Origin of the sequence: Acaryochloris marina MBIC11017 (genome assembly GCF_000018105.1) — a bacterium.
In the GTDB taxonomy this organism is placed as follows: Bacteria; Cyanobacteriota; Cyanobacteriia; order Thermosynechococcales; family Thermosynechococcaceae; genus Acaryochloris; species Acaryochloris marina.
Genome location: NC_009931.1, coordinates 93,830 through 117,897, shown reverse-complemented (window position 1 = coordinate 117,897; position 24,068 = coordinate 93,830). Strand labels below are relative to the sequence as shown.

Here is a 24,068-nt window from a genome sequence, read left to right as displayed (position 1 = left end):
TCATCCTTTAGGCTAAATTGCCCGTGCCCATCACGTAGCCAGCGAGGGCATTAGAGAAAATCAGACCGACAAACACCACGAAGGCAAAGGCAATAAAGCCCCCGTACTCCTCATGGCGGGAGGCTTTCCAAGCTCCAATGACCACGGGGACAACAACAATCATGATCACGACAATTTGTAGAAGTAGAAACGCCAGATCGACCAGTGATCCTGAATCATTGAAATGGGGGCTTGCTGCGATGGCACTTTTAGGACCACACATCCAGCCTAAGCAAGACGAGCTAGCAGCTCCAGAACGAGTGCCAGTATTCCTGGCACCTTGCCCAAGAGTCTGCCCTGGATTCTGAGATAGGGCTGACTGAGCATTGAGAAGGAGTACACCCAAGAAGGTCAGCACAAAAGTCAGGTGGTGGGTATAGCGGTGAAAGTACCGTTTAAGGTAATGCTGTCGAGCATGACGAGCACGACCGTGAGGCCACAGTACATAGGGAGCTAGGGAAGACATACGGTTTCTCCAATACGTGAGTTAGGGAGTCAATGGACGAACACCTTTTCCAAGCTCAACACCAGCATTTTCAATGGCATTCTGGCCTGTGCTTGGAGAAGTGGGTTGCAAAAAGGAGAGGATGGCGAAGTAACCAATGGGCAGTCCAAGACCTAACCCAAAGATCACCGCAAGAATCGTTTTAATTGAGAGATTGAAAGACAGTCTTCGCCCAATAGGATGCGAAAGAGGTTGCATATTGACCTCGTTAACAGCGATAAAAAAACTAAAAAGAACCAGTGTTCAACGCTAAACCTAAGCGTTAGAGACCTCTGCAAATTCAACAGTCCTGTCCCTAAACAACTCGTAGACGTACTGCATCATGTCTCCAACGGCGACGCCATGATAGTTGAGTTGGGATTGAACATACGGCCCCTGCGAAATTAGGCCAATGCAGTCCTCTTGGCCCATTGGCCAGTCCTTCAACAGAGGATGCTCAGCAACCCCCTGATCTATCAACTTGCTTTTTTCAGGTTCGCGACATCCCAGTTGAAACAACGCCTCAAAGGTTCCCAACACGGGGAAGCCAAGGGATTGTTGAACTGTGATAGCCAACTCAGCGTAAGTCTCTCGATATTGTTGCTGATAAACCTCTTTAACGAGTTCAGGTGTTGCTTTAGAAATCTGTGGTTGTTGCCTATCTTCGACAGGTTCAGTAGTGACCTGTGAAGAATTAACAGTTAGCATGAAATCATCTCCTCTACAGGGAGTAGATCACGGTCTGACTCGCTGGAACTTGGCAGACCGTGGTTGTCTTTTTAATCTAGATGGGGTCTGACGAACGGAATGAAGGCAGGTATCTTCAGGCGAAATACTGCTTAAAAAAAACTGTAAACAGAGCTAGCAAAGGATATACCTTTGCCGTTTTTTTATTGAGAAAAGTGAGAAAACAAAATTAAATCAATTGGGTCTTGGAAACCAAAACTTGATTCACTTGGGAGTACTCTAGCGCCAACGAGGGAAATACGTCAAAGCTAGCTGTTACAGTCGTTTACATTGAACGAGTCAGTATAATCTGACCAGGGGCAAATTTTCCTTTAAAGGGCTTAATAACAAGCCTTTCAGACGCTAGCCATCCCAGACAACGAACAACTTCAGTCGCCTCAATCAAGTTGAAACAATACGCGTCAGACACCTCTTTCGTCAGCATCAGTTGCTGTTGCTTAAAATCAAAATCCTTCACAAAGGATTCTTCATCTTTCAGGATAAAAATCGTTTTTTTAATCATCCCTACCGTCTCCAAAATCAAAAGAAACTCCAAACATCCTTTCCATTGCCCGTAGTGTAAATACCGCTGATAACTCCGAATAAGGCTGCCATTGTTCTTCGGCTAGTACCCAATACTCTCCGTCCCTCCAAGAGTAGTCTGCGACCAGTTTGCACTGTTGAGCCAGCCGATACCAACGGTCGAACTCTTCTCGTTCACTGAGTCGCGCCTGTCGTTCTATCGGCTGATCACCGGTAGTAACTAAGTGAAGGGGAAGCTGTTCTTGTTGCGGCCGCAATTCTGTGTTTGCTTCACTATGCGCCTTTCGCTGTGACTTTCTTGCTTTCAGCCGTTGACGTCGGCGTTGTTCCAGCTCAAGCTCTCGCTTTTGTTGTCGCTTAGCGTTAGAGATTTTCTGCTGCAGGCCCGGAGGTAGGGATAAGTGCAGCTGATCCCAATTTTGGATGGGAATAACCTTGGAGTTCCCCCCCAGACCCCCCCGATCTAGATCTTCAGAACTCTCAAGCGCCGCTTTCGCCGCCCTTTGGCCTTTAGGGGCCAGGGCGACGGCGGCTTGGATTCTAATCGTTTGGATTACAAACCCTACATAAATATAGAGTTGTAAAAAGGAACGGAATAACAGTAGTTCCAGCTTTCGCTGGTTTAAAAGGTGAGTATTGTTTGACCCTAGTTGTGTAATAGTCCCTTTCTGTAAGGCTTCTGGGGCTTTCTGAGGGGGTTCTGGGGGTAAATGATGAGGGTGCCAGAGTTCTAGGTTTGACTTGCGGTATAAGGTTTTCTGGCTGGTGTGAGCTAGTTTTGCGATCGCACTGGCACGAGCTGCGATACCAGGGGGAAGTTTATCGACTCGTTTGAGTTCTAGAACGGCTTGTTTGATCCGGTTCTGGGCGGCTTCACGCTTGGATTGGTGGTAGCCGAAATCGGCGGGGGCAACTTGCTTATCGTGGTATTTGGCGTCTCGGGTGGGGGCTGAACCAGCGGGCCAGTAGTAGCGCATGGCCCAGGTTGCCACCTCATAGCTACGGCGCTCGATTTCATGCTGATGGCGACAATGTTCGTTAAAGCCTGGGGTGTTCTGAGCAGTTTGGCAAACATATTCTGCGATCTGCTCTGGGCTATCCATTCCCAAAAATACGCGGGCTTCGCAGGCGATGATCTTCAGCTTCTCGTTGGTTTGGCAGGGGCCTGTCCAGCCTTGCTGTTTTTCTTCATGGATTCTTTCCTGCCAGGTGGCGAGGGAGGAGGCGTTACCGGATTTTCGGACTTTGAAGTTCTGCTGCGCGTCTGCGATCGCATGACTCAAGCGCCCCATGTCCTGGCCATCGGCACATAGCTCGAAAGCCTCTAGCCAAGTTTCCAGAGACCAGGGGAGCGGATTTAGATCAGCGTCAAGGGGATGAAAACCACTACCCGGCTGCATAGGGAGACGGAATGCCGCAAAGAGACTGTAGCCCTTACCTTTGGGCACATACCTTTTGGGGTTGGGGTAAAGCTCGCATTGGCCTCCATAGAACTTGATGCCTTCAGCTTCCAGGTTGAGCTTGATACACACACTCAGCCAAAAACTGCTGACGGATTCGGGGAGAGGCAGGTAGAGGTGAAGCCCCCCACTGTGGCTGCTTTGGCAAAGGAGTGAGCGGCAGATACCGATGTCTTCCAGGGCATGTCGGATCTTTGGAAGCCACTCGGGATCACTCGAAGGGTGATAGCGAGAGTCCTTGTCGATATCGAGGACGAGCCACCGGGTTTGGGCACTCGGCCTAACTCCGATCAGGCAGTCTGGGTCTTGGTGGTGGCTCCACATCTCCACGGGGGAGAGGGGAAATTTCTTCACTGTTTCCCAATCAACAGGATTACCTGGATCTGGTGCTGAAGCAAAGATCCAGTCCCAACCATTGGGAAATAAAAGAGCTAATCGTTGACCCACAGGATCTGCGGGTAATGGGTCATGAGTTCTGCGATGAGGTACACGAGATTTGTTCTCATGACCATAAAAAACTGGTTCCGCGTTCACGGCATACTCCCTATTTGTGTAGCGGAAGGGAGCCGTAGCAAAGGTTTAAGTACACGGTTGCATTTTTCCGCAAATGTGTTCTAAAATCTAAGCACGGTAAAACCCAGGTAACCAATGCCCCTGCCAAGAAGCTTAGGTTCCCGCCCTACCGCAAAATATATGTTTACGACTCTCCCCTCCTGCCAAGTTGGGGGTTTGTCGTTTAAAGGGGCTTTTTCTTCTTTGTCACCTCCAGAACTAATGAACTAGACTTTAAATACACTGAAACGCTTGATCGATCAAGCATTCAGCGAATTTCGATACTAAGATACACAACTAGTAGACGCTAGGGAGATGTAAAGATATATCTCCTGGGAAAATTAGCCTGATTTAGCCGAATCTAACTAGGGCAAGTTAAGACTATCCTCCTTAGGAGGAGGATAAGAATGACCGAAAAAGGTTATTAGGGGTTTCAATAGCTTGTTGAGATCCTACAACAAACGTCCCAAAGTAGGAAGAGTGATTGAAAAATATTAAGTGTTCAATGAGAGTTGCTCACCTATTACTGAGCAAAAATTCCAAAATGATAGGTCGAATGATAAGTTTGACGGAATATTACAACCTCTTTGATGGCTGATTTGTCACTGACCATGCCGTTAAAGCATCTGAGCAGCGCTGTGGATCAGGTTCAGCACAACAACATCTGCATTGCAAATCGTCTATCAGAATAAACAGTGATGGATCAAGGAGATTTATGATAACTACCGGATCATTAGCATCTGTAGTCCCTGCAAGGGAATTTTCGATAATTCCTCTTAAAGTTTCCAAATGCAGGTCTTCACCGAAAGGAGTATCGAATACCACTACACTTCTTGCATTTTGTGGCCTAGTTTGGGGCCACTGCTCGGATGACTGAGGAAAGACAAGTAGCAATGAAATTTCCGATGGTAAAAGCTGCTGAAATTCATCAGAGTCTGGATTACCACAAAAAAGAAAATGAAACCTCCCAAGCTTCCATACCTCACCTGGCCGAACGCGCTTAGGTGGAGCCTCAATAGACTCTGAAGTAGATTTAGGCTGCTTTTTAGCTCTTTTTCGCCTTGGTGATAATGTCTTCTTCTGATTAATTTTACTGAGGTTAGTGGTATCGATCTCATATGTTTTCCCACCCCTTTGGGCAAGGCGTATTTTAGAGAGATCATCTGAAATAAAATTATCGTCTTTTGCAGAGCTTTGTTCAGGCGATTCTATAGATTTTCTCAGATTGTTAACCATAGTAGAACTAACGCCACATTTTCTAGATATCTCGCGATCACTCCATCTGCTCCACTCATAGTCGCGTAGTAGTCTTTCTACAGAACGACGTTTATCTGCATTCGTTCGTCTCAATCCATGTTTAGCATTAGCTCCAACAGCGTATAGCACTGCATCTCGTTGAGTTCCACAATAGACTTCAGCAGCAACTTTCTTTTCTCCTAAAGTTTCTTTGGCCCGTACTCTATGGAAGCCATCAGCTAGCCAATATTCCTTGCCATCAAAGTAAACAGTTACAGGTGGGAAATCTGCCCCTTCCTTCATTTCTTCAGCATATTCTGCTACCACTTCTTCGTATAATTGGGAGCGCGGTTGCGTTCCTCCATCCACGCGAATATTGGCTATCACAATAGACTGAACGGTGGGTTCTGAAGAATTGCTTTGGGGCTTTTGGGGCGGCATTAAAAGCTAACGATAGAGAACAGCATATCGTTATAAAAACATGTAAATCCCTCAGCAATAAAGTGATTCCGAGAATTGAAAATGTTTCGTCAACTGCAGCGATTTGATAGTATTAAGTTTTTTTTCTTTATTGCTTTGCATAAGCAGGATTCAAACTGGCCCTCGCTGCTTATTGTAAATAGGCAGTATTCTCTTTTTTTTATTTAGGGTGTTTAAGATTTGATATGTTCATGCTATAAGTTTTACCTTTTCGTAGAACAAGACGTCGATCTCCTTTTCGCGAGATTTTTGTTAACTTTTGTATCTGACAGCGGTTGTCAGGCAGCTCATTTCTGATGTTTCTGACCATCTCATAGCTAACTTTGCAGCGCCGAGCAATTTCGCGGTTACTCCACTGACACCACTGGTGATCGCTCAACATTTTTTTAATCACCTTTCTTTTGTCGTCATTACTGCGCTGAAGCCCGTAAGTTGCATTAGCTCCAACGGCATATAAAATCGCGTCTCGACGGGAGCCGAGCTTTTTCTCCGTGATGATTTCAAGATCGCCATTCGCCTTTTTTGCAGCAATCCTATGAAATCCGTCTGCCAACCAGTATTTATTGCCATCGAAGAAAACAATAACAGGCGGAAACGTAGCTCCCTGTCTCATAGCCTCCGCATATTCAGTAATCACCTCCTGACTGAGTTTCTGTCGGGGTTGAATTCCCTCGTCTAGCTCTATTAGGGAGAGCTTGAGTAGCTGTGGCTGAATCTGTTCGGGGATGGAATTATGCTCAAGCATTATCTTGACTCCAGGTTTAGTAGACCTTAAAAGCAAGATTACTACAAATATAGAATTAAATTAATAGTTTTTTTACTAGATAATTCACTATATCCACTAGAAAAGGATTAATAATCTATTATGACATCTGACTTATAGTGCTGTTGATGGGGCTATATGGCTTCTTGCTTACATGAGATTGAGAGATAATTACCATCGAGTCTGTGAATATTCATCAGATAATGATATTAATTCAATAGGTTAATAGCTATCATTTATACTTATCTGTATTAACTTACTTTGGATTTCTAGCAAAGAATCTATACAGGGACGGGTATGGCTATAACATTGGAAGAGTTTTATGCCTGGGTTGATGATCAATCCCTCAAAATTCGAGGCAAGAAGCTCAATGAGGTTGAGAATTATATCCTGCGGGGTTCTATCGAGGGCTTGTCTTATGAGGCTTTGGCAGATAAGTCACGATTTGAGAAGGTCTATCTCTGTAATACTGCTGGGCCTGGGCTATGGCGATTCCTCCAAGAAGCAGTTGGCGATGAGCATAAAATTGGGAAGCCATACATACAGGGATTTGTTAGAAACTTACTCCAATCGGTAGATGAATTGCCTAAAAATGGTGAATTATGGATTGACAAAGCTCAGCCTTTGATTGGCTACTTACCGACTCATGAGAATATATATGGTCGAGCAAAAGAAGTAGAAACCTTACTGAAGGACACCCAGGCTAATCACTGTGTTGTTATAACAGGCCCGGTTGGAATTGGAAAAAGCAGTTTAGCTGCGAAGCTGGTTGACACCGTTCGCCAGTCCCCAGATTATGAATATGCTCTGTATATCTGGAAGTCAATTGGTTACTCCCCCAAGATGGAAGACTTATGTCGAGATATTATTCGAGATGTCAACCCAGAAGCTTTTGATAAAGACAAAGCATACACAAGTGATGATTTCATAGAACTACTCAAGACAAATCGATGTTTGTTAGTTCTGGATGAGTGTGAATCAATACTGAAAGGTAACTCTTTTAATCCATATGGAGAAGAGAACTCCAGCTATGGGATTTTCTTAAGAAGAGTTATAGAAGAATCTCACCAGAGTTGCATAGTTTTAACCAGTAGAGAAATATTTAAAGATCTCGATGAATTGGGTAATACAGGGAAGCCAGTCAAGACTTTGCAATTGTTGGGAGTTACTGCAGATGAGTCTGTAGGGATATATAAAGAATACGATTTATCTGGTAAAAAAGAATGGATAAAAATTGCTGGTCAATATCGTGGAAATCCACTTGCGCTCAATAGTATAGCAAGTCGCATTAAAGAGTTTTTTGGTGGACAGGTTAGTCGATTTGTCGAGTATGAAACTACCTGGCTGGGTGATCCTTTCCTTTCTAAGTTTGATCAGCAATTTAGCAATAAAGGAAACTACAATTTGCTGGAGATACAAATCCTAGTTTTCGTGGCCCAGCAGCTAGAACAGAATGAGTCAATCACCTTAGATAGTTTGGTTCAGTACTTAGTTGAGGAGTGCCAATGTGTTACCTCAAAATCCCAAATCCTGGAAGCACTCAATTCCCTAACAGAGCGTTCAGTTATTGAGAAGGAATTCACAGCAAGAGCCTTGGAATTGAAGATGCCTCCAGTTCTTCAGAAATATCTGAACACAGATCCTACTGGAGCGGTCAAAAGTCGGATTACCCAGGCAGCTTAACAAGGTTGTTGACCAGTGAGTTACTGTCCAAACCCAAACTGTGATCAGCGGCAAAATCCAGATCACTTGGAGTGTTGTCAGGGGTGTGGTGTTTCCTTGCTTATAGGGGAAAAGTATCGCCTGCTAAAACCGTTGAATGATCTTCACCCACTTAGGCGTACCGATATCTATGAAGCGCAAGCTGGTGATGACGATATCAAAATCATAAAGATCCTCAAGGATGTGCAACCAAAGTTAGTAACGATGTTTGAGCGTGAATATGTTGCACTTAGGAGTATTCGCCATCCTTGCGTTCCCAGAGCGGAATGGTGGGAGTATTACACCATCAAACTAAATCCTATCCAAAGCCCAAGCGAGATCTATGGATTTGTGATGGAGCGCTTTGAGGGACAGAATCTCAAGGAATGGCTAAAAACTCATGATCCAGTACCACCCCATCAAGCACTCAACTGGCTTAAGCAACTAGCTGAAATTCTCCATGCAGTACACAATGAACGGTTTTTCCATCGAGACATTAAACCCTCAAACATCATTGTGAGACCCGATGGAACACTGGCTTTAATAGACTTCGGTGCAATTAGGCCAATCAGCGAAACCTACATTGCTAAGTTAGCAACGCCTGAGAATACTGATGACATTACTGAGCGCTTTGACGATATTACTTTGATTCAAAGCATGGGCTATTCCCCGCTAGAGCAGGTTAATGGAAAAGCGCTACCCCAGTCAGATTTTTATGCACTAGGTCGGACAATCATCGAAATACTGACGGGGATTCAGCCCTACAAACTCCCCATCGACAAGCAAACTGGTCAACCCATTTGGCAAGATCAAGCTCCCCGCTTACACCGCAGATTTGCTAATCTTCTGGATAAAATGACGTCGATTCAACCAGGAGATCGGCATCAAAGTACTCAGTATTTACTTCAAGATATAGGAAAGTTGGAGCTTTGGGAGAAAACCAGCCGCTCTCCTTATTTCAAGTGTAGTGTGGGTTTTTTAGCTGTTTTATTAGCTGTTTTGGGTTCCTTTGCTATTAGGGAGATTAAGGGCGAATACGATCAATTCATGGCCGAACGTCACTTTATAAAGGGGCGTGATGAGCAATTGAATAATCAGCTTGATGCTGCAAAACAAAATTACCAGCAGTCATTACGTCTCAATCCCAACAACGAAGAAGCTTACAACAATCTCGGTCTTGTTTGTGAGGTCCAGGGGAATCTTCCCTGTGCTATTGAGAATTTTCAAAAAGCTGCTCAGACAAATCCTAATTATTGGATATCAACATTCAATCTTGCTGCCATGTATGAAGATCAAGGGAATAACAATTTAGCCGAGAGATACTACAAGCTGGTAATTGATAACGCTACAGACATCCAAGTCGTAGGATCAGCAAGTAATTTATCTCGTCTCAAAATTTTGCAGGGTAATTATGAAGAAGCCAAAGTTTTGGTGATAGGGGCACTGGATAAGGCTGCCGAGGATTTAAGTAGAGCGCGTCTGCTGAAGAATTTGGGATGGGCTGAATTCAAGCTGGGAGATTACAGGCAAGCTGAGGGACGTTTACAACAAGCGATTCGCTCAGATCCTGAAATGGCAGCCGCCCATTGCCTGATCGCCCAAGTCTATCAGGAACAAGGTAATGATACGCTTGCCCAGCAATCATGGAAGGCTTGCTTGCGGCTAGATTCTTTTTTACCAGAGGTCGAAGAATGGAAAGACGGTGTTCTTGATAAAATATTTCAAAAACCGTAGCCTATAATCTTATTAACAAAGAAAAAATAGGTATTTTACCCTTCTTCAGATGAAATTCGCGGTGCAAGTTAGCTTAACTCTGACGGCCTCACTTATTCTTTGGCCTGCTTTGTCTATGGCTCAGGTGCAACCCAAGAACGATGCCTGTGAACCGATTGGCCGAATTTTGAAGACGAATCAGCAGAACCTCGTCGGTAAATTACTTTGCAATGGTGACCAGATAGTTTCACAAATTAAGGGTGGTATGGTCCTCTGCTACTTCAGCGGATCTGAGCAACCGTGTCAGCCTAAAAAACAGACTAGGAATTCCAGAAAAAAATGTCCTCTTTCTTCTCGTAGCTTTTGTAAGCGAATCAAGGGAGGACAAGGGTCAGGAGAAACACCCAGAATTATCACTCCCTATGGTCGTTGGCTGCTAGAAACCCGGCCAAGCTTTACTTGGTTAGCTGTTCCTGGCGCAACGAAATATCAGCTAGAAGTTGCTGATCAGGAAAAAGGATTATGGTCAATAACCACAACCTCAACGTCTGCGGCATATCCTACCGAACAAGCCCCCTTGAGTTCAGAGAATCATTACAAGGTCAGTGTGGTTGCCTATAGAAATGACGTTCCGATTGTCGCGGATTCATCAATATTCCGTTTACTTGATTCCGCTAAAACCAGGCGGCTTCAGCAGACTATCCAGCTCATTCGCCGTCTAAATCTTGATCCAGACCAAGAAGCCTATCTAGACTTAAACGCTGCCTACTTGGATGAGGGTCTACTAAATCAGAGTATTAAAGCATTAAGGGATAGGGTTCAGTCGGGTAGCAACCACCCAGAGATTTTTAGAGTCTTAGCCGAACGGTATATTGATGCGAAATTACTCAGTGAGGCCAGGAAGCAGTATCTCAAGGCTAAGCAACTGGCAAAGGCTCAGGGTAATCAAATTGCCCTAAAGAAAGCGACTGAGGGACTGCAAGCGCTGGATCGATATCAAAGCCAGCTCCCTGAGAGAAAGAATGAAGCCCAGTAGTACGGATGACGAGTGGCGGGTTTGTCCAATAATGCTAATTGAGCCTTCCGTAGTGCCTCAGCTTTCGTCTTGCCATTAGCTAGTGATTCGTAGAAGCTGCCTGCAAGTTGAGCAGTGGATTGAGCATCTACTAGCCATAATGAGGCAACTGTTGATCGCGCACCCGCCTGGATGGAGACACCCGCAATCCCCAGGCTTGATAAGGGGTCACCCTTGGCGGTTTGGCAAGCGCTCAAAAATAGTAGCTCCAAATTGTTGGCAGCAACCTGAGTGCCCTGTCTTAGGATGGAATCAAGTTCTTGTAATGGTAGAGGTTTGTCCCAGGCCAGTAAAAATGTCTGATTGGGATCAGAGGAGAACTGCCCGTGGGTGGAAATATGCAATGCATTGTAATCGTCGTTCAACTTCCTTTGAAGGTTGTCAGCAGTAAAATTTTTGTTCAGCAAGGTAGATGCTCTTATACTGCTGCTAATTAAATTGGCTTCTTCTTCAGTTTCTGTCAAGACTTCAAGATCCTGGGGCACCTGTGGAGCAGATAGGCTTGGACTTGCTTTCGATATTCCCGCGATCAGCAGTTTAAGTCGTTCTGGGTTCGTTGCTTTGGGAGCTTGCAACCTCCCCAGGTTAGTTGCAATGCTATAGCGCTCGATTAAGTATTCCTTCCCATCATGGAGTATGGATAGCGGAATGTTGCTCAGCAGGCCATCCGTGACAAATACAATCGTATCCTCCTGGTCTGGCAATAATCCCTGTTGCTCAATGGGGCCTAGCAATAGCTGGTAGAGCGATTGGGACTCTGCTAACAAATAATTGTCATCCGTATCAGAGAAGCCTTGATCTTGAAGCTCGATCAGGAGCTTACGGGCAAGTCCCCTGACTCTCTCTCCATCCGCTGAGAACCGTGCCCAAGTTTCGTTGTTGGGCACGAGAATCTCAAACCTATCTTCAAGTTCCAGAATGTGGATGGTTGTCGGTGCATCCTCGATTTTGGTTGTGGATACAAAAATCAGCTTTCCGCAGTGGAGAAAATTCTCAATTTGGGCGACTTGCAGTTGCTCATTGGTTAGAACAACTTTCTCAAGATCTGGTGAGTCAGATTCCAACAATAGGCTGATGTATTGCTGATAAACGGGTTTAACTTTATCGGAGAACCTGAACAGTAGTTCCGAGTCGATAGGGAGCAAATCACCTCGCACCTGATCGAGATGTTTGAAGGAGCGTTCATAGGCTGAGATAGCCTCTTGGGTTTGCCCTTTTTCTCGGTAAAGTTGAGCTAACTCCCATTCCCACTCATAGGCTGAATCGGATGATTCACTCGTGGCCGCGAGAACTCTAGCAGCCTCAAACGCTTCTTGTGCCTGTTCAATTTGCTGCGAGGTTTTATATAACTTCCCAAGAACCCCTATAGCAAAGGATTCCGCCCGCTTGTTCTTGATATTCAGGGCATCATTGCGAGCTGAATTTACCAGTTCAAAGGCGTGAATGAGTGGATGCTTTTCCGTGGATACAGGTAAATCATTCTGCTGTATCTCCAGAAGGTATTTTGCTAACTTGATTCGACTGTAGATACTTTCGATGGGTGATTCGATGGTGTAATCTGCGACCACGGCTTTGTTCAGCGTGGAGGCCAGGTGGGGTAACAAGCTGGCTCTGAGTGCAGATAGCTTAGGATTTGTTGGATCTTGGTTAGCCCATTGATGAATAGCTAAGAACAATTTGAGCCAATTTAATCGCGCTTGCAGAAATTCTGGCCCTTGTTCAGCCAGATCCAGATAAGTTTGCGACACTTCCGGGAGGGTCGAAGTTGGGACCGCCACAAATTGAGCTTTAGTCAGTGGATTGTCTGATAAAGAAAATCGATTCTGAGCTTGGCGAATCATATCTGCTTGCACATTCGCCAAGCTCATCCTGATCGCGTTCTGCTCTAAACCTAGATTTTGCCGTTGAGCTGAGGCTAGAGCTAGCTCCAGGACGGATACAGATTCATCAAGATTCCCAATCACTCGTAACGTGATACCTAGCTCTTGTAGGGCTTTGAGGGTGAGTGATGTGTCTGGTTGTTTCTTGATGATATTCAGGGCGTTGTCAACCTCTTCAGGCGTGGGTCGGTTGACATTGCGGCAAATGGCACTCCTATCTACCTCAAGCGCATCCATCAGTACCCAACAGGCGCTAGGGTATTGGCCTTTCGCCTGATGCGCTACGCTCATGTTCACAAGCGCATTTTTCTCGCCTGTTTCTGATTTCTCTTTTTTGTATATCTGCAAAGCTTTCCGCCAGGTCTCCAGCGCAGCACTGGGGTTGCCCTGCTCCAGAAGAGATTGGCCTTTTGCAGCGTACTGGCCTGCGTCCTCGATGGCGTCTGCCCAGACGGGTAGGCCTGTCAGGACCATAGTTGTACTGAGAAGTATGGCTAGAGAATATCGCATCGCAGTGAGAAATAAACGCCAGATTCTTGAAGTGTGGAGCGATTGTCAGGCATGTTGATTAACGGTATACCCCAATCTATCCGCGCACTCAAGCAGTCTTTGGCCTGAAACCGTAATCCTAAGCCCGTAGAGGCGAGGGTGCTTGGAGTGGCAATAAGTTGAGGTTGGTTATCCCAAACGGTTCCAACTTCAAAGAAAGGAGCGAGGCTTAAATTCCCCAATGAACCGGAGTAAAGTGGAATCCCCAGCTCGACTGCCCCGAGCCAGCCATTGTCCCCCAACAACAGGTTTTGACGATAACCCCGAGCGGACGAGAACCCCCCCAATGTGAACTGCTCAGCGGGGACCAAGGGGCTATCCGCAAGCTGGAGTTCGGAACGAAAAGTTATTGTCCAGTCGTCGAATAATCTCCGACCCCACAACCCTTGCAATCGCCATAGGAAAAAGCGCCCATCTGGACCCGTAGAGTTGATGGTTGCATCCAATATCGGTAAGCCAAAACTGAACTGAGATCGGGCAAAAAACACGTTCTCAGCAGATTGCTTAGACCAGTCCTGCGAGAAGCGTAAAACAGACGTCTTTGTCTCACCCATAGGATCAGATCCGCGAGAAACAGGGAATGGTATGCCCAGTAGCGTGAAATCGCTAGTTTCTCGACTGAAGGACAGCCCCAAGGCAAATTCTTGAACAGAGTCAGCGGTTGCCTCGTGGATGATCGGTTGTCGGAAGAAGACTTCAGTATAATCAGCAACTGCGCTGATATCGACTTCATCAAATGGGTCTTCTACCACCTTGCTGGAGCCGTAGAAGTACTTCACACCCACAGTACCGTTTTGTGAATTAACAGGAAGGAAGTAGGAGAATTGAACGGAATTACTGCCATCGGTGTTGGAGAACTTGAAGTTTACGGTGTCTCCTAACCCCAAGAGGTTGCGATCTGTAAAGTCCACACTCCGCTGAAAACTGCCAATGGAGGGCGACCGATCATTGTCCAAGATTAGAGCTAAACTTCTCTGTTTTGCTGGCACCACTTCAACGTTAAGGGTAAAGCGATCCCGATAGGCTCCTTTAATCAAGCTAGCGGAAATCTGCTTAACCAAAGGATTGGCCTGGAGCAGTCGGATATCTTCTAAAATGGTGTCTTCGTTGATAATCGTGTTGGGCTTAGGTAGCCTCCGACGAATATATTTTTCTAGCCGATCTGCGCCTTGGATATCGACTGCTTCTAATTTCCCTTCCGTGATCAATATTGTGATCACAGCTTTGTCAGGCGTTATCTTTGAGTTTTCCTGTTGAGCTATCGTTGCTGAGGTAGCGACGTACCCGGCATTAGCGTAAAATTCAGAGATTTTCTGCGTAAGTTCCTGTAAGTCAGATAACGTCTGTGGTTCCTGTAGATAAGGTACAGCAATTTTAGATAAATCAAGATCCGAATAAACGGTATTGCCCTTAAAAATAAAGGTTTCAACTTGAACAGATTCATCCACTAAGACAGGAGGATTTTGCCCCGGCAGCAAGGGAGTTTTAAGGGGTTTATCTGATTGTGGAAGCCTGGGTATTTCAGGGAAAGGCGATTTCCGAGGGATCAGATCCGATGGGTTTAAAGAGTCTGCTTGGGCGATAGCTGGATGCGCAAAAAAACAGGGTCCAGCAATGCCAAGGACAACGGTTTTTTTTATTGTAATCACGAAAAATTATAGATTATTGTGAGCAGTTCTTGAGCAAAACGCTTGAGTCTGGACTGCTTCTGTCGGGTCTGAAGTCATGGCAATTGTGCCATTTGGGTTGCGTTTCCAGCCAACAACCTTTGGGTATACTTTCGGTTCTCCTGTTTCTGGATCAAGATAATATTCTTGAGTTTGTAGATTATTATTCCTGTTCTTAACGACTCTCAATTCCCCTGTTTTTTCTGCATTTGAGGCAACCCCACCAGAGCCAGGACGAGTAAATTCGCTGGCTACTTCTCCAGGATCAATATTGCAGCTTATGGCAACCTCTTCAACTTCAGGTCTTACAGCCAGATCCAATGTTGCTTTTGTGAAATCGATATTTGGTGTGTTTATCTCAATATTGCCCGAAAATTGAGGGCCAAGTTGTGAGGAAGCAGTGATTTTACTATCGCTTGAAACAAATATTCCTTGGGTCTCAATGCGAATATTACCTCCACTGGCTTGTTCAGCATTTCCAGATATGACACTATTATTCGACAGTGCAATTACACCTGAATTAATATCAATATTGCCGCCAATACCAAATTTTTGGGCAGAGGTAGTAATGTTACTCGATTGGTTAAGAAATAAAAGATCTTGGATTTGAAAAACTAAATTACCTCCATTTCCTACAGCCGTTGAAGCAGCAATATTCCCTCTGTTTTCTAACTTGATGGAATCAGCAAAAATTCTCAGGGTTCCAGCGTCACCTGTGCCGTCATTCCGAACACTGATGAGACCACCGTTATTTACGAGAAGGGTCTTTGTTCTAATGGTTACGTCCCCAGCAGTACCGCTGGGAATATTGGGTAGGGGCGCACCCGGCAGTCCGAGTTGTTCTCTTAATGCTGGGTCAACAATATTTGCGGAAGAATCAATCAAGCTAGGATTGATTGACCCAGGAACTGTCCCACTGACTTTGATCAATTGAGATGCATTGATAGTGACTTTGCCTGCATTACCTGAGGATACTGTCGATGTTCCGAGCCTACCGCCATCCAACAATGTCAATGTAGAGGTATTTAGGGTCAACGTACCTGCTGAACCAAAACTGAAAGTAGCAGAACTAATTGCACTAGGAATAAACAAGACAGGCACGATCCCTTTCAAAGTAATATCTTTCGCATTGATAAGGACATCTCCTCCATTTCCAAGCCCAAAAGTCGAAGAACCAACATTAGCCCCATTGGTCACAAGCAACTGGTTGGTGAATATTGCAAGATTTCCAGCATTACCCCTATTAAAGGTGGCAGTGCTTATATTGCTAAAAACAACAGGTAAATTTGGTGCGAATCCGTCTATTTGAACAGATTCTGGGGATGTGATTGTTATATCTCCAGCAGTTCCAGGCCCATTGGTTCTAGCCAGAATTTGTCCACCACCATTTACTAGTATTGTTGGGGAAAAAATCTTAATGTTACCAGATGTGCCAAGGCCAAGGGCTTCTGTGAGAAAGGTACTGGGGATTTTAACGTTCAACTCATCCCCTGCGATTAGAGCGATTTCTGGAAGTGTAAAGCGAGGATCGTTTGATACTCCACTCACTGTTACTGTATCGGTAGCATTAACTGTGATATCGCTTGAAGGTAGATTGCCCAGATTTTGAATTAAAACAGTTGATCCATCATTCAGGAGGATGTTCTTAGCTTGAAGGTTAATGGGTCCTCCGACCAGACCCGATGTATCAATTAAGGATCGCTGGTTGAGAGCGATGTCCCCAAAAGAGTCTACTTCAGAATACTCAAATGTCCAATCTGAATTCAGTTGATTCAGAAGTACTTTTCCTTTGGTGATACTACTCAACTCAATTCGCCCACTGGAAGATCTAATAACACCACCTTGGCTTTGAATTTCTCCACCGATCAAAGCAAATGTATTTTGGGGTCTTAGGGCTAGCCCGAGAGGACGATCGAAAGGGTTAAAAATAGGAAGAATTGTGAAATCAGTTAATCGATTGCCTTCGCCTATCACCTGTATTGGGCCATTCCCTCCTTCAAATTCAAGACTTTTTGGCAAGCTATTTGTTAACAGTGGAGCCTGATGGGTCTGATTCGCGGAAAAAATTGAATCATCCATAAATCTAAGATGATTGGCAGTGCTGCCAAAAAATGAACCGTTGATATCTAAGACAGCATTTCGCCCAAAAATAATTCCATTAGGATTAACAAAGAATAGATCAGCGTTACTTGTACTTCCTAGTACCCCATTAATTAGTGAAACCTTGTTCCCAGTTATTCTCGATAAGATAGTTTTGACACTTAGTGGATTATCAAAATAAACAGCTTGCCCATTGTTGATACTGAACTCTAAAAAACTGTGGAAAAGATTTGACCCTCTTGTCGCTCCTCCAGTCAACCGTATACTCGGTATACCATTAATAAGTTGGTTAGGCATTGAGATTGAACTTTCAGGTCCGAGTGTTGTATCTGGGAGGATCTGCGGATTTACATGGTTTGCTGACAGTAAAAGAAACCCTAATGCTAAAAAAGGTTTTTCTAGAAGACTTCGATAATTCATATCTGAATAGAAAAAGTAAGTGGTTTATCCATAGGCTGTTTGAACAACATTAGAAATTATCCGCATATCTAGGTGATCAAGCGCTTTCACTAGTCCAGTGATATTACATACATAGGTTTCGCACAAAGTTTCTTCCCTGAGTATGCATTTTCCAACGCTATTACCATCAAAATCTAAACTCCTAATTAGTTTAGCTACTGAGCAGTTAGATGGTCCTTGGATAGTATTGCTTTCATCAAAAAGATAAGCATTCGTAATGGGTTGATTAAATGGGAAAAGCGACCATCCATATTTTCCCACTGAAGACTCAATCATGTGCTTGAGCTTTTGACTAAGGTAATTGGATCTGACTTTGATTTTGAGGCAGTACCAGAAAATGAAATCCTCCGTAACTTCCTAAAATTTGTTACTAGCTAATCAACGGTCTCAGAAAAGAGATTCAAAGTTGCCTTCGTTCAAGTGATATGGGCATAATCTCCTCGATCTAACTGGTTAATAGTCTGTATTATTGCTGCACTCATACTAGCTAGATTTTTGTAATGGTTATTTTCAAAAAAACCGAGTTGATCTGACTAATTTAACTGTATAGCCTTGAATTTTTTATTTTTTCTGCATAATATTAAGATTAGTTTTCACCCCTGCTTATTGAGACTAGAATTTCAGTCACCACTAACTCTTGATAGCCTTGGAATTCATGTGATAAACCAGCTCAGCTCTATTTTTCCTAGTTCAAATTAATAGGATGAGACTTATTAGGTTTAGCCATCTTTATTCAGAAGGTCACGGAGTAAATTATTCATGACAGCTAACGCTTCCCAACTACCCCTTCATGATGAAGCCCATAGGATCAGCGGACTGGCAGCGTTGAGGGAACTCTTTACATTTGCAAGAAATCCAATTGAGTTTGTAACCAAATCGGCCCAGGAATATGGAGACACTGCAATTCTTAGCTTGGGTTCAATTGAGATTTTTCTTTTTCATCATCCTGATTTGATTGCTGAAGTACTAAATACGCAATATCAGAGCTTTATCAAAGACGTTAGCTATCGTTCTCTGTCAAAGGTTTTGGGGAATGGGTTGGTGCTCAGCGATGGTGAGTTATGGCGACGACATAGGCAACTGATGACACCAGCTTTCTCCCAGGAGAGGATATCCGCCTATGCTTCGATAGTCGTGGAAGAAACTTCCCATCTGCTTAAGCATTGGAAGAAAGGAGGTATCCTTGATATCTATCAAGAGATGAGGCAGCTTACAGTTAAAGTCATCGCCAAGGCGCTCTTTGGGATAGATGTTACTCAGACTGCCCTAGAGATTGGGGATGCCCTTGAAGCAATCTCACTCCAGATTTATCACAGGGCACAGACCAACTTTTTGCTTCCAGACTGGATGCCAACTAAAAGTAATCTCCGCGCAAATAGGGCTATTCAATACCTCAACAAGATTGTTATCAGTATCATTGAACAACGCTATCAATCCCCTAAGGATGATTTGTTGTCTACTCTTCTCTCTGTAAAAGACGAAGACGGTAATCAGCTTTCATTTGAAGAATTACGAGATGAGGTCATGACCCTGTTGTTGGCTGGTCATGATACTACGGCCAATGCTCTAACTTGGACAATAATGCTATTGGCTCAACATCCAACAGTTGCAAATCAGCTACGCAAAGAAACACAAACGGAACTGGATGGAAAGATACCCAACATAACCTTCCTTCCTCGATTAGCTTACTCACAGAAGGTGATTCGTGAGTCGATGCGGCTGTACTCACCTGCCTGGATATTAACTCGTGAAGCCATTCAAGACTGTCAAATTGGTCCCTATAGGCTAAAAAAGGGAGCTGGTGTTGTTGTTAGCCAATGGGTGGTACATCGTGATCCTCGCTTCTTTGAAGAGCCAGAGAAGTTTTTACCCGAACGCTGGCAGGATAATTTTGAGCAAAAGTTACCTCGCTGCACTTATTTCCCATTTGGAGCGGGGCCAAGAGTTTGTATCGGAAAAGCCTTTTCGATGATGGAAGCAACTCTGATCCTAGCAATGATTGCCAATCAGTTTCATTTTAAGCTTGTTCCAGATCAGTCCATTGAGCTATTACCATCGATAACTTTACGCCCAAAGCAAGGCATCAAAATGATTTTGGATTGATCCTTAAAATTATGCCTACTCTCCAGCCATCTTCCAGGCTGACCATCCGCCTTGCTTCTGACTATGTAGCATTATTTCTAGAGTTCTCCAAGAACCCAGCCCTTAGCTTGGATTAGGTCTTTTTTTGGGTAAAATTTAATACAGAGACCTATCTTTTTTAGGCTTTGCAGAAATGCTTAACTATGTTTCTGTAGGAGTGACAGACATTGATCAAGCCACATCATTTTATGATGTGATTCTGGGGATCATGGGATATGTCCGATTGTATGAAGACCCTGGTCAAGTCGTTGGTTATGGGGAAACATGGCCAGAGTTTTGGATTACACAAAGATCAGATTTAAGCCAAGATTCAGAGGTTAGAAAGGAAACATATATTTCCATTTCAGCACCTTCCTTTGAAGCAGTCGATGCATTTTATAAAACTGGCCTTGAGGTTGGTGCTGAAGCATCCGACTCACCAGGGTATCGACCAACATATGGTCATGAATTTTATAGTGCTTCAATCTATGACCTTGATGGGAACCACATAGAGGCGTCTTACTATGAACTTTCTAGCTTTTAAAACAGAGTGGAAACCTTGATGATTGCTGATTAATCTGGATCGTAGATTCGATTAATTTTATCAACGATTAGACTGGCTTGCTGATCCACATATTCCTCATTGCCCAACCTATGAGTCACCTTGTTTATCCTCAGTTGACCTTGCAAAATGAGTTGGTCGCCAGCTTGTAATGCATTGTGTGCTTTCTCCTCATTCTCTCCCCAATAGATGGCCTTGAGATTTTCCTTGGGGTCTCCTTACTTCAGAGGGTTAATCTCAATGACAAATTCCGCGATCGCACGTTTCTCCTGGGTATATCGCAGGGATTTCTCTAGGAGTATTCCTTGTAAAGCACAAGTGTTCATAATTTCTGATCTTAAGCCTAGATTAAAGACCCAGTAATGATTTGTGGAAAAAACTTTTACTTTCCCCAAATCCCAATTCTCTACACTAGAATGGCCGCAAGTCCGATCCCAGGGAGGTTCCCATGCCCTCTGCATCTATCGATAAGCTGAACCAGCTTAAGAGGCAGCTTCAGGATTGTATTAACCCCACTGCTGCCAAGCTACTCAAGAGTACGATTGCAAAGCTTGAAGCCCAGCTCAACATAGGCCAGGACCAGATCGAGGTATCTAAGATAGACCAGATAAAGACAACTAATACGAATTCTTCCAAGATAGCTCAGCGGAAAGCTGCACACAAAAAATCAGAGAGGAAGTCTAGGCAGAAGGCATCACAAAAACAAAGAACAACGTTGAAACCCCCTTCACTCAACAAAATAGAGCCAAAACCTGAAGTAATCTCTCAGAGCAAGAATCTCCCAAATCCAGCCCAGGAAAAGCTGCATGTTAAGACTGTAGACACTCCTAACAGAAAGAATTCAAATTCAAAAGATCAAAAACAAGCAAAGACAACATCTAAGTCAAAATCAGGTGAACTTTCCGAGAAACCTCCACTGCTCCCTGGAAATGGCACTCATCGGGCTTGGTGTCGTATTCCCGGAATTATTCGAGTACGAGAGAAGGAGTTTGAAGCCGGGAGAACAAAGTCTCTGTATTTTGTGGAAGTTGATGGACAACCCATCAAACTCTTCCTATCGAAGAAGAGCTTTAAGAAAGTCAAGTCAGTTTTAGACAAACCAGTCTTGGTGTTTGGTTATCCCAATATCATGAATGGTCAGATTACATCTTTGCAGTTAACAGGTACCTCGCAACGGGCATCAGCAAAGACAGAGAACTGGGTATTGATCGGAGTATGGAGAGCAGATAAGCAAAGGGTTTTGATACAGCGGGATCAGGAGCGCGACCCAGAGATTCATATCCGCCAGCATTCCCCGCTCGTGAGTGAGGACTGCCTGGAGAAGCTCAAGGATGGAAAGCTCTATGAGTTCATCTGCCATAGAGATGGCGTTACCGTCAAGGTTGTGGCTGTTGGAGAACGTTCAACGCCTAAGAGTAACGCTACTGAATCCACTGACCAGGAAATCACTGATCCAGAAATCAAAGATCAGGACATCATCGACCAAGTCCTTTCTAAATTGGAATCTTCCACTCTCCAGGTATGATTGAATCTCGACCTTCCCTCAGCCTAAACGTTCGACTAACCGAAGAGCAGCTTGGATTTCTCGACTATTTGTACCCCAATGTTGATCCAGAAGATGCTTTGATCAGGCTCCTTGAACGGGCTAGGAACCGAGCTATCCTCAAGGCCGAACAGCAGGTACATATCTTACATCCACGCCAGGAAGAAGCCGAGCAACCTGAGACCTCCCCTGATCAGCCCATCAGCCAGGTTGATGAACAGGTGAAGAATCCGATTGGACAATTGCAAGAGCTTTGCCAGAAACAGCAAATATCGTTGCCCAGGTACGAGTTTTCAGAGATATCAGAAGGGTTTCGTTGTTTAGTGCAGTCGATGGGATTACAGGGAGTAGGCGAGGGAGCATCGAAGAAGAAAGCTAAGATGGGGGCTGCGGAGATGTTGTTGAAGAGGCCAGAGGAAGGTCTATGTCACATTTCACCCTCTAAAGGCTAAGGATGCGATTTTGAAGTGATGTGAACATTAAACTTATTTTTCGATTAAAGAAAAGCAAATTCCTTCATGGAAGAATTAAGACATACCTCTGAGCAAGTAATAGCATCATTCTGTGAACAATTTAGTCATATTCCCAGGACAATCTTCATCTGAAATATATTTGTCGAATCCGAGTTCTTTTAGGGAGGCTAAAGAAGCGGCACATTGCCTGAAGAACGGACAACTGCTACTCGTCAATTTAGAAAATCTATCTCCAAAATCGGCCCAGAGAATAAGTAATTATCTTGCAGGTTGTACTAACTCTTTATGTGGTGAATATACAGAAGTAGGAAATGGTGTTTATCTGTTTGCTCCTCAAACTTTTCCAATTGTGAAACAATCCAAGTATTGAGACTTTAGTGCATTTGAGGATTCCCCAATGACTCCCCCAATCGTCGCCCTCAACCCCGAGCCCGTACCCAAGACCATCCCACAACCACCTAAGTCCGTCCCTTCCGCACCCAAACTGGTGAGTAGGACAGCATTTCCTAAGAAAACACCGGAAGGAACCCGGCCAGCCAAGCGAGAACAAGGGCATGAGGAGCTGCGAGGAATACGCCGGAGTTCTAGGCGTCCTTCTCAATCAACCAAACCTGAGTTCACTCCTAAGACACGATCCTCAGAAGCTCCCCAGGTCAATCAACTGAGAACCCCTAGAGTGTCGGCAGAGCTGGAGAGGCGATTCAGGAATCTGGAGCTGAAGCAGAAGAATCTGGTGGAGCAGACCAGGACGCGAGGGGAGCTGGAGTATCTGGCTGTTTCCAAGAATGAGTCTGAGGAGTGCTTGATTACGGTGGCAGGGACGGGGAAGCCTTTCGTGAGGAATACTTTTGCTACGCCGGAGTTCTGTTGGGAGTGCGCGGTTGAAATTGAGGAGAACTTTGAGATTGGGGAAGTGATTGAGCTGAGGCCACCGGAGACGATGGAGCGGATTGGGGAGATGGTTGGTGTGTGGTTGGAGCGGGAGCGGGTGAGTAGGGTTTGGGGATGAGTTGAGTTTTGGGCAAATGCCGAAGCAGCAGACTTGGCAATTTCCCTCGAAAATGACCTAATCATAAGAATCATTTCTATCAAGCGTCTTAAGCATTATTGCTTAGGTATAAATGCTACGTTGAACTAAAGCGTAGCCAAAGATGCCTGAATTCATGAATAATCAGAGCAATAAGCAGCATTCTATCTTGGTAGTTGATGATGAAGGGCCGATTCGACGAATTTTAGACACTAGGCTATCCATGATGGGCTATCACGTCTTCACTGCTGCTGACGGCGTAGAAGCACTAGAAATCTTTGATCGTCAGCACCCTGATTTGATTGTTTTAGATGTTATGATGCCCAGACTGGATGGGTATGGTGTCTGTCGGGCCATCCGTAAGACCTCGAGGGTTCCAATCATTATGCTGACGGCACTTTCTGAGGTAGGAGATCGGATTACTGGCTTAGAAATGGGTGCGGATGATTACATGGTCAAGCCCTTTTCACCCAAGGAACTAGAATCTCGAGTGCGATGCATCATACGCCGAATGGGTTCTCTAAAACCTTTTAATTATCGAGTGACCGGAGTGCTGAACATCGGTTCACTCCACATTGATACCAACAAGCGGAAGGTCTTCAGAGGTCAAGAACGTATCATCCTAACCCACATGGAGTTTAGTCTGTTAGAACTATTGGCAAGTACCCCTGGAGCAGTAGTTTCTCGTCAAGAGTTGTTAGAGAAAGTGTGGGGATATAGTAATGGGAGCATCGTTGACTCGCGAGTAGTTGATGTCCATGTGTCTCGTCTTCGGAATAAGCTCAAAGCCAATCAGGTTGGAACCGAACTTATCCATACGATTCGAGGGGTAGGTTATACACTGAAATGCGAACAATCTCCTAACTAGATGGATGTCGAAGCGAGTTAGAGACGCTGACCATCTCCAAGAATAAC

General features: G+C 44.6%; 21 protein-coding genes. 10 read left to right on the top strand and 11 right to left on the bottom strand.

Features of this window, described 5'->3' with window-relative positions; genetic code table 11:
- Positions 1-7: 7 nt before the first annotated feature.
- From AM1_RS35940 to AM1_RS35910, 7 genes are all read right to left on the bottom strand, one after another.
- A complete protein-coding gene (locus tag AM1_RS35940) occupies positions 8-505 on the bottom strand; it encodes a hypothetical protein (RefSeq protein WP_012168199.1) in 498 nt (165 codons plus the stop codon).
- Between the two features lie 21 nt (positions 506-526).
- On the bottom strand, positions 527-742 hold the full coding sequence (locus tag AM1_RS35935; protein WP_012168198.1) for a hypothetical protein: 216 nt from the start codon (positions 740-742) through the stop codon (positions 527-529).
- Positions 743-799: 57 nt separating this feature from the next.
- Complete coding sequence (locus AM1_RS35930; RefSeq protein WP_012168197.1) at positions 800-1,231, bottom strand: hypothetical protein; 432 nt, start codon at positions 1,229-1,231, stop codon at positions 800-802.
- 304 nt (positions 1,232-1,535) lie between these two features.
- Positions 1,536-1,772 carry a hypothetical protein gene (locus AM1_RS35925; RefSeq protein WP_012168195.1) on the bottom strand — a complete coding sequence of 79 codons (237 nt, stop codon included), beginning with the start codon at positions 1,770-1,772 and terminating at the stop codon, positions 1,536-1,538.
- On the bottom strand, positions 1,765-3,786 hold the full coding sequence (locus tag AM1_RS35920; protein WP_012168194.1) for a bifunctional DNA primase/polymerase: 2,022 nt from the start codon (positions 3,784-3,786) through the stop codon (positions 1,765-1,767). The genes AM1_RS35925 and AM1_RS35920 overlap by 8 nt, the downstream gene beginning before the upstream one ends.
- A 594-nt stretch (positions 3,787-4,380) precedes the next feature.
- The gene (locus AM1_RS35915) at positions 4,381-5,481 is read right to left on the bottom strand and encodes a ParB N-terminal domain-containing protein (protein WP_012168193.1); all 1,101 of its coding nucleotides are present in this window, start codon (positions 5,479-5,481) and stop codon (positions 4,381-4,383) included.
- Between the two features lie 199 nt (positions 5,482-5,680).
- Positions 5,681-6,265, bottom strand: coding sequence for a ParB N-terminal domain-containing protein (locus AM1_RS35910; RefSeq protein ID WP_012168192.1), 585 nt, complete (start codon positions 6,263-6,265; stop codon positions 5,681-5,683).
- 327 nt (positions 6,266-6,592) lie between these two features.
- Here AM1_RS35910 and AM1_RS35905 point away from each other — a divergent pair, with 327 nt between their 5' ends.
- The 3 genes from AM1_RS35905 (at position 6,593) to AM1_RS35895 (ending at position 10,733) form a co-directional block, all read left to right on the top strand.
- A complete protein-coding gene (locus tag AM1_RS35905) occupies positions 6,593-7,966 on the top strand; it encodes an NB-ARC domain-containing protein (RefSeq protein ID WP_012168191.1) in 1,374 nt (457 codons plus the stop codon).
- Positions 7,967-8,209: 243 nt separating this feature from the next.
- The gene (locus AM1_RS35900; RefSeq protein ID WP_238549393.1) at positions 8,210-9,718 is read left to right on the top strand and encodes a serine/threonine-protein kinase; all 1,509 of its coding nucleotides are present in this window, start codon (positions 8,210-8,212) and stop codon (positions 9,716-9,718) included.
- A 49-nt stretch (positions 9,719-9,767) separates the two neighbouring features.
- The gene (locus AM1_RS35895) at positions 9,768-10,733 is read left to right on the top strand and encodes a hypothetical protein (protein ID WP_041661473.1); all 966 of its coding nucleotides are present in this window, start codon (positions 9,768-9,770) and stop codon (positions 10,731-10,733) included.
- Here AM1_RS35895 and AM1_RS35890 read toward each other — a convergent pair.
- From AM1_RS35890 to AM1_RS41820, 4 genes are read right to left on the bottom strand one after another with little or no spacing between them, the layout of a single operon-like run.
- A complete protein-coding gene (locus tag AM1_RS35890) occupies positions 10,694-13,126 on the bottom strand; it encodes a CHAT domain-containing protein (RefSeq protein WP_041661472.1) in 2,433 nt (810 codons plus the stop codon). The two genes, AM1_RS35895 and AM1_RS35890, sit on opposite strands and share 40 nt — an antisense overlap.
- 20 nt (positions 13,127-13,146) lie before the next feature.
- Positions 13,147-14,850 (bottom strand): ShlB/FhaC/HecB family hemolysin secretion/activation protein, encoded by a 1,704-nt coding sequence (locus AM1_RS35885; protein ID WP_012168187.1) that lies wholly within the window; start codon positions 14,848-14,850, stop codon positions 13,147-13,149.
- Positions 14,851-14,856: 6 nt separating this feature from the next.
- Positions 14,857-17,388 carry a two-partner secretion domain-containing protein gene (locus AM1_RS35880; protein ID WP_012168186.1) on the bottom strand — a complete coding sequence of 844 codons (2,532 nt, stop codon included), beginning with the start codon at positions 17,386-17,388 and terminating at the stop codon, positions 14,857-14,859.
- 24 nt (positions 17,389-17,412) lie between these two features.
- Positions 17,413-17,703 carry a hypothetical protein gene (locus tag AM1_RS41820; RefSeq protein ID WP_148216116.1) on the bottom strand — a complete coding sequence of 97 codons (291 nt, stop codon included), beginning with the start codon at positions 17,701-17,703 and terminating at the stop codon, positions 17,413-17,415.
- 483 nt (positions 17,704-18,186) lie between these two features.
- On the opposite strand from AM1_RS41820, the gene AM1_RS35875 reads away from it, so the two are divergent.
- The 7 genes from AM1_RS35875 to rpaB all read left to right on the top strand — a co-directional run bounded on the left by AM1_RS35875 (position 18,187) and on the right by rpaB (position 24,021).
- Entirely contained in the window at positions 18,187-19,530 is a 1,344-nt protein-coding gene (locus tag AM1_RS35875) for a cytochrome P450 (protein ID WP_012168183.1), read from the top strand.
- Between the two features lie 172 nt (positions 19,531-19,702).
- On the top strand, positions 19,703-20,092 hold the full coding sequence (locus AM1_RS35870) for a VOC family protein (RefSeq protein ID WP_012168182.1): 390 nt from the start codon (positions 19,703-19,705) through the stop codon (positions 20,090-20,092).
- Positions 20,093-20,558: 466 nt separating this feature from the next.
- Positions 20,559-21,635: a hypothetical protein gene (locus AM1_RS35860; RefSeq protein WP_012168179.1), complete on the top strand. Its 1,077-nt coding sequence runs from the start codon at positions 20,559-20,561 to the stop codon at positions 21,633-21,635.
- Positions 21,632-22,105 (top strand): double-stranded RNA binding motif domain-containing protein, encoded by a 474-nt coding sequence (locus AM1_RS35855; protein WP_012168178.1) that lies wholly within the window; start codon positions 21,632-21,634, stop codon positions 22,103-22,105. The genes AM1_RS35860 and AM1_RS35855 overlap by 4 nt, the downstream gene beginning before the upstream one ends.
- Positions 22,106-22,217: 112 nt before the next feature.
- Positions 22,218-22,496 (top strand): cell division protein SepF, encoded by a 279-nt coding sequence (locus AM1_RS39430; protein WP_071820040.1) that lies wholly within the window; start codon positions 22,218-22,220, stop codon positions 22,494-22,496.
- A gap of 27 nt (positions 22,497-22,523) precedes the next feature.
- Entirely contained in the window at positions 22,524-23,135 is a 612-nt protein-coding gene (locus tag AM1_RS35850) for a hypothetical protein (protein ID WP_012168177.1), read from the top strand.
- 142 nt (positions 23,136-23,277) lie between these two features.
- Positions 23,278-24,021 carry a response regulator transcription factor RpaB gene (rpaB, locus tag AM1_RS35845; protein WP_012168176.1) on the top strand — a complete coding sequence of 248 codons (744 nt, stop codon included), beginning with the start codon at positions 23,278-23,280 and terminating at the stop codon, positions 24,019-24,021.
- Positions 24,022-24,068 lie beyond the last annotated feature (47 nt).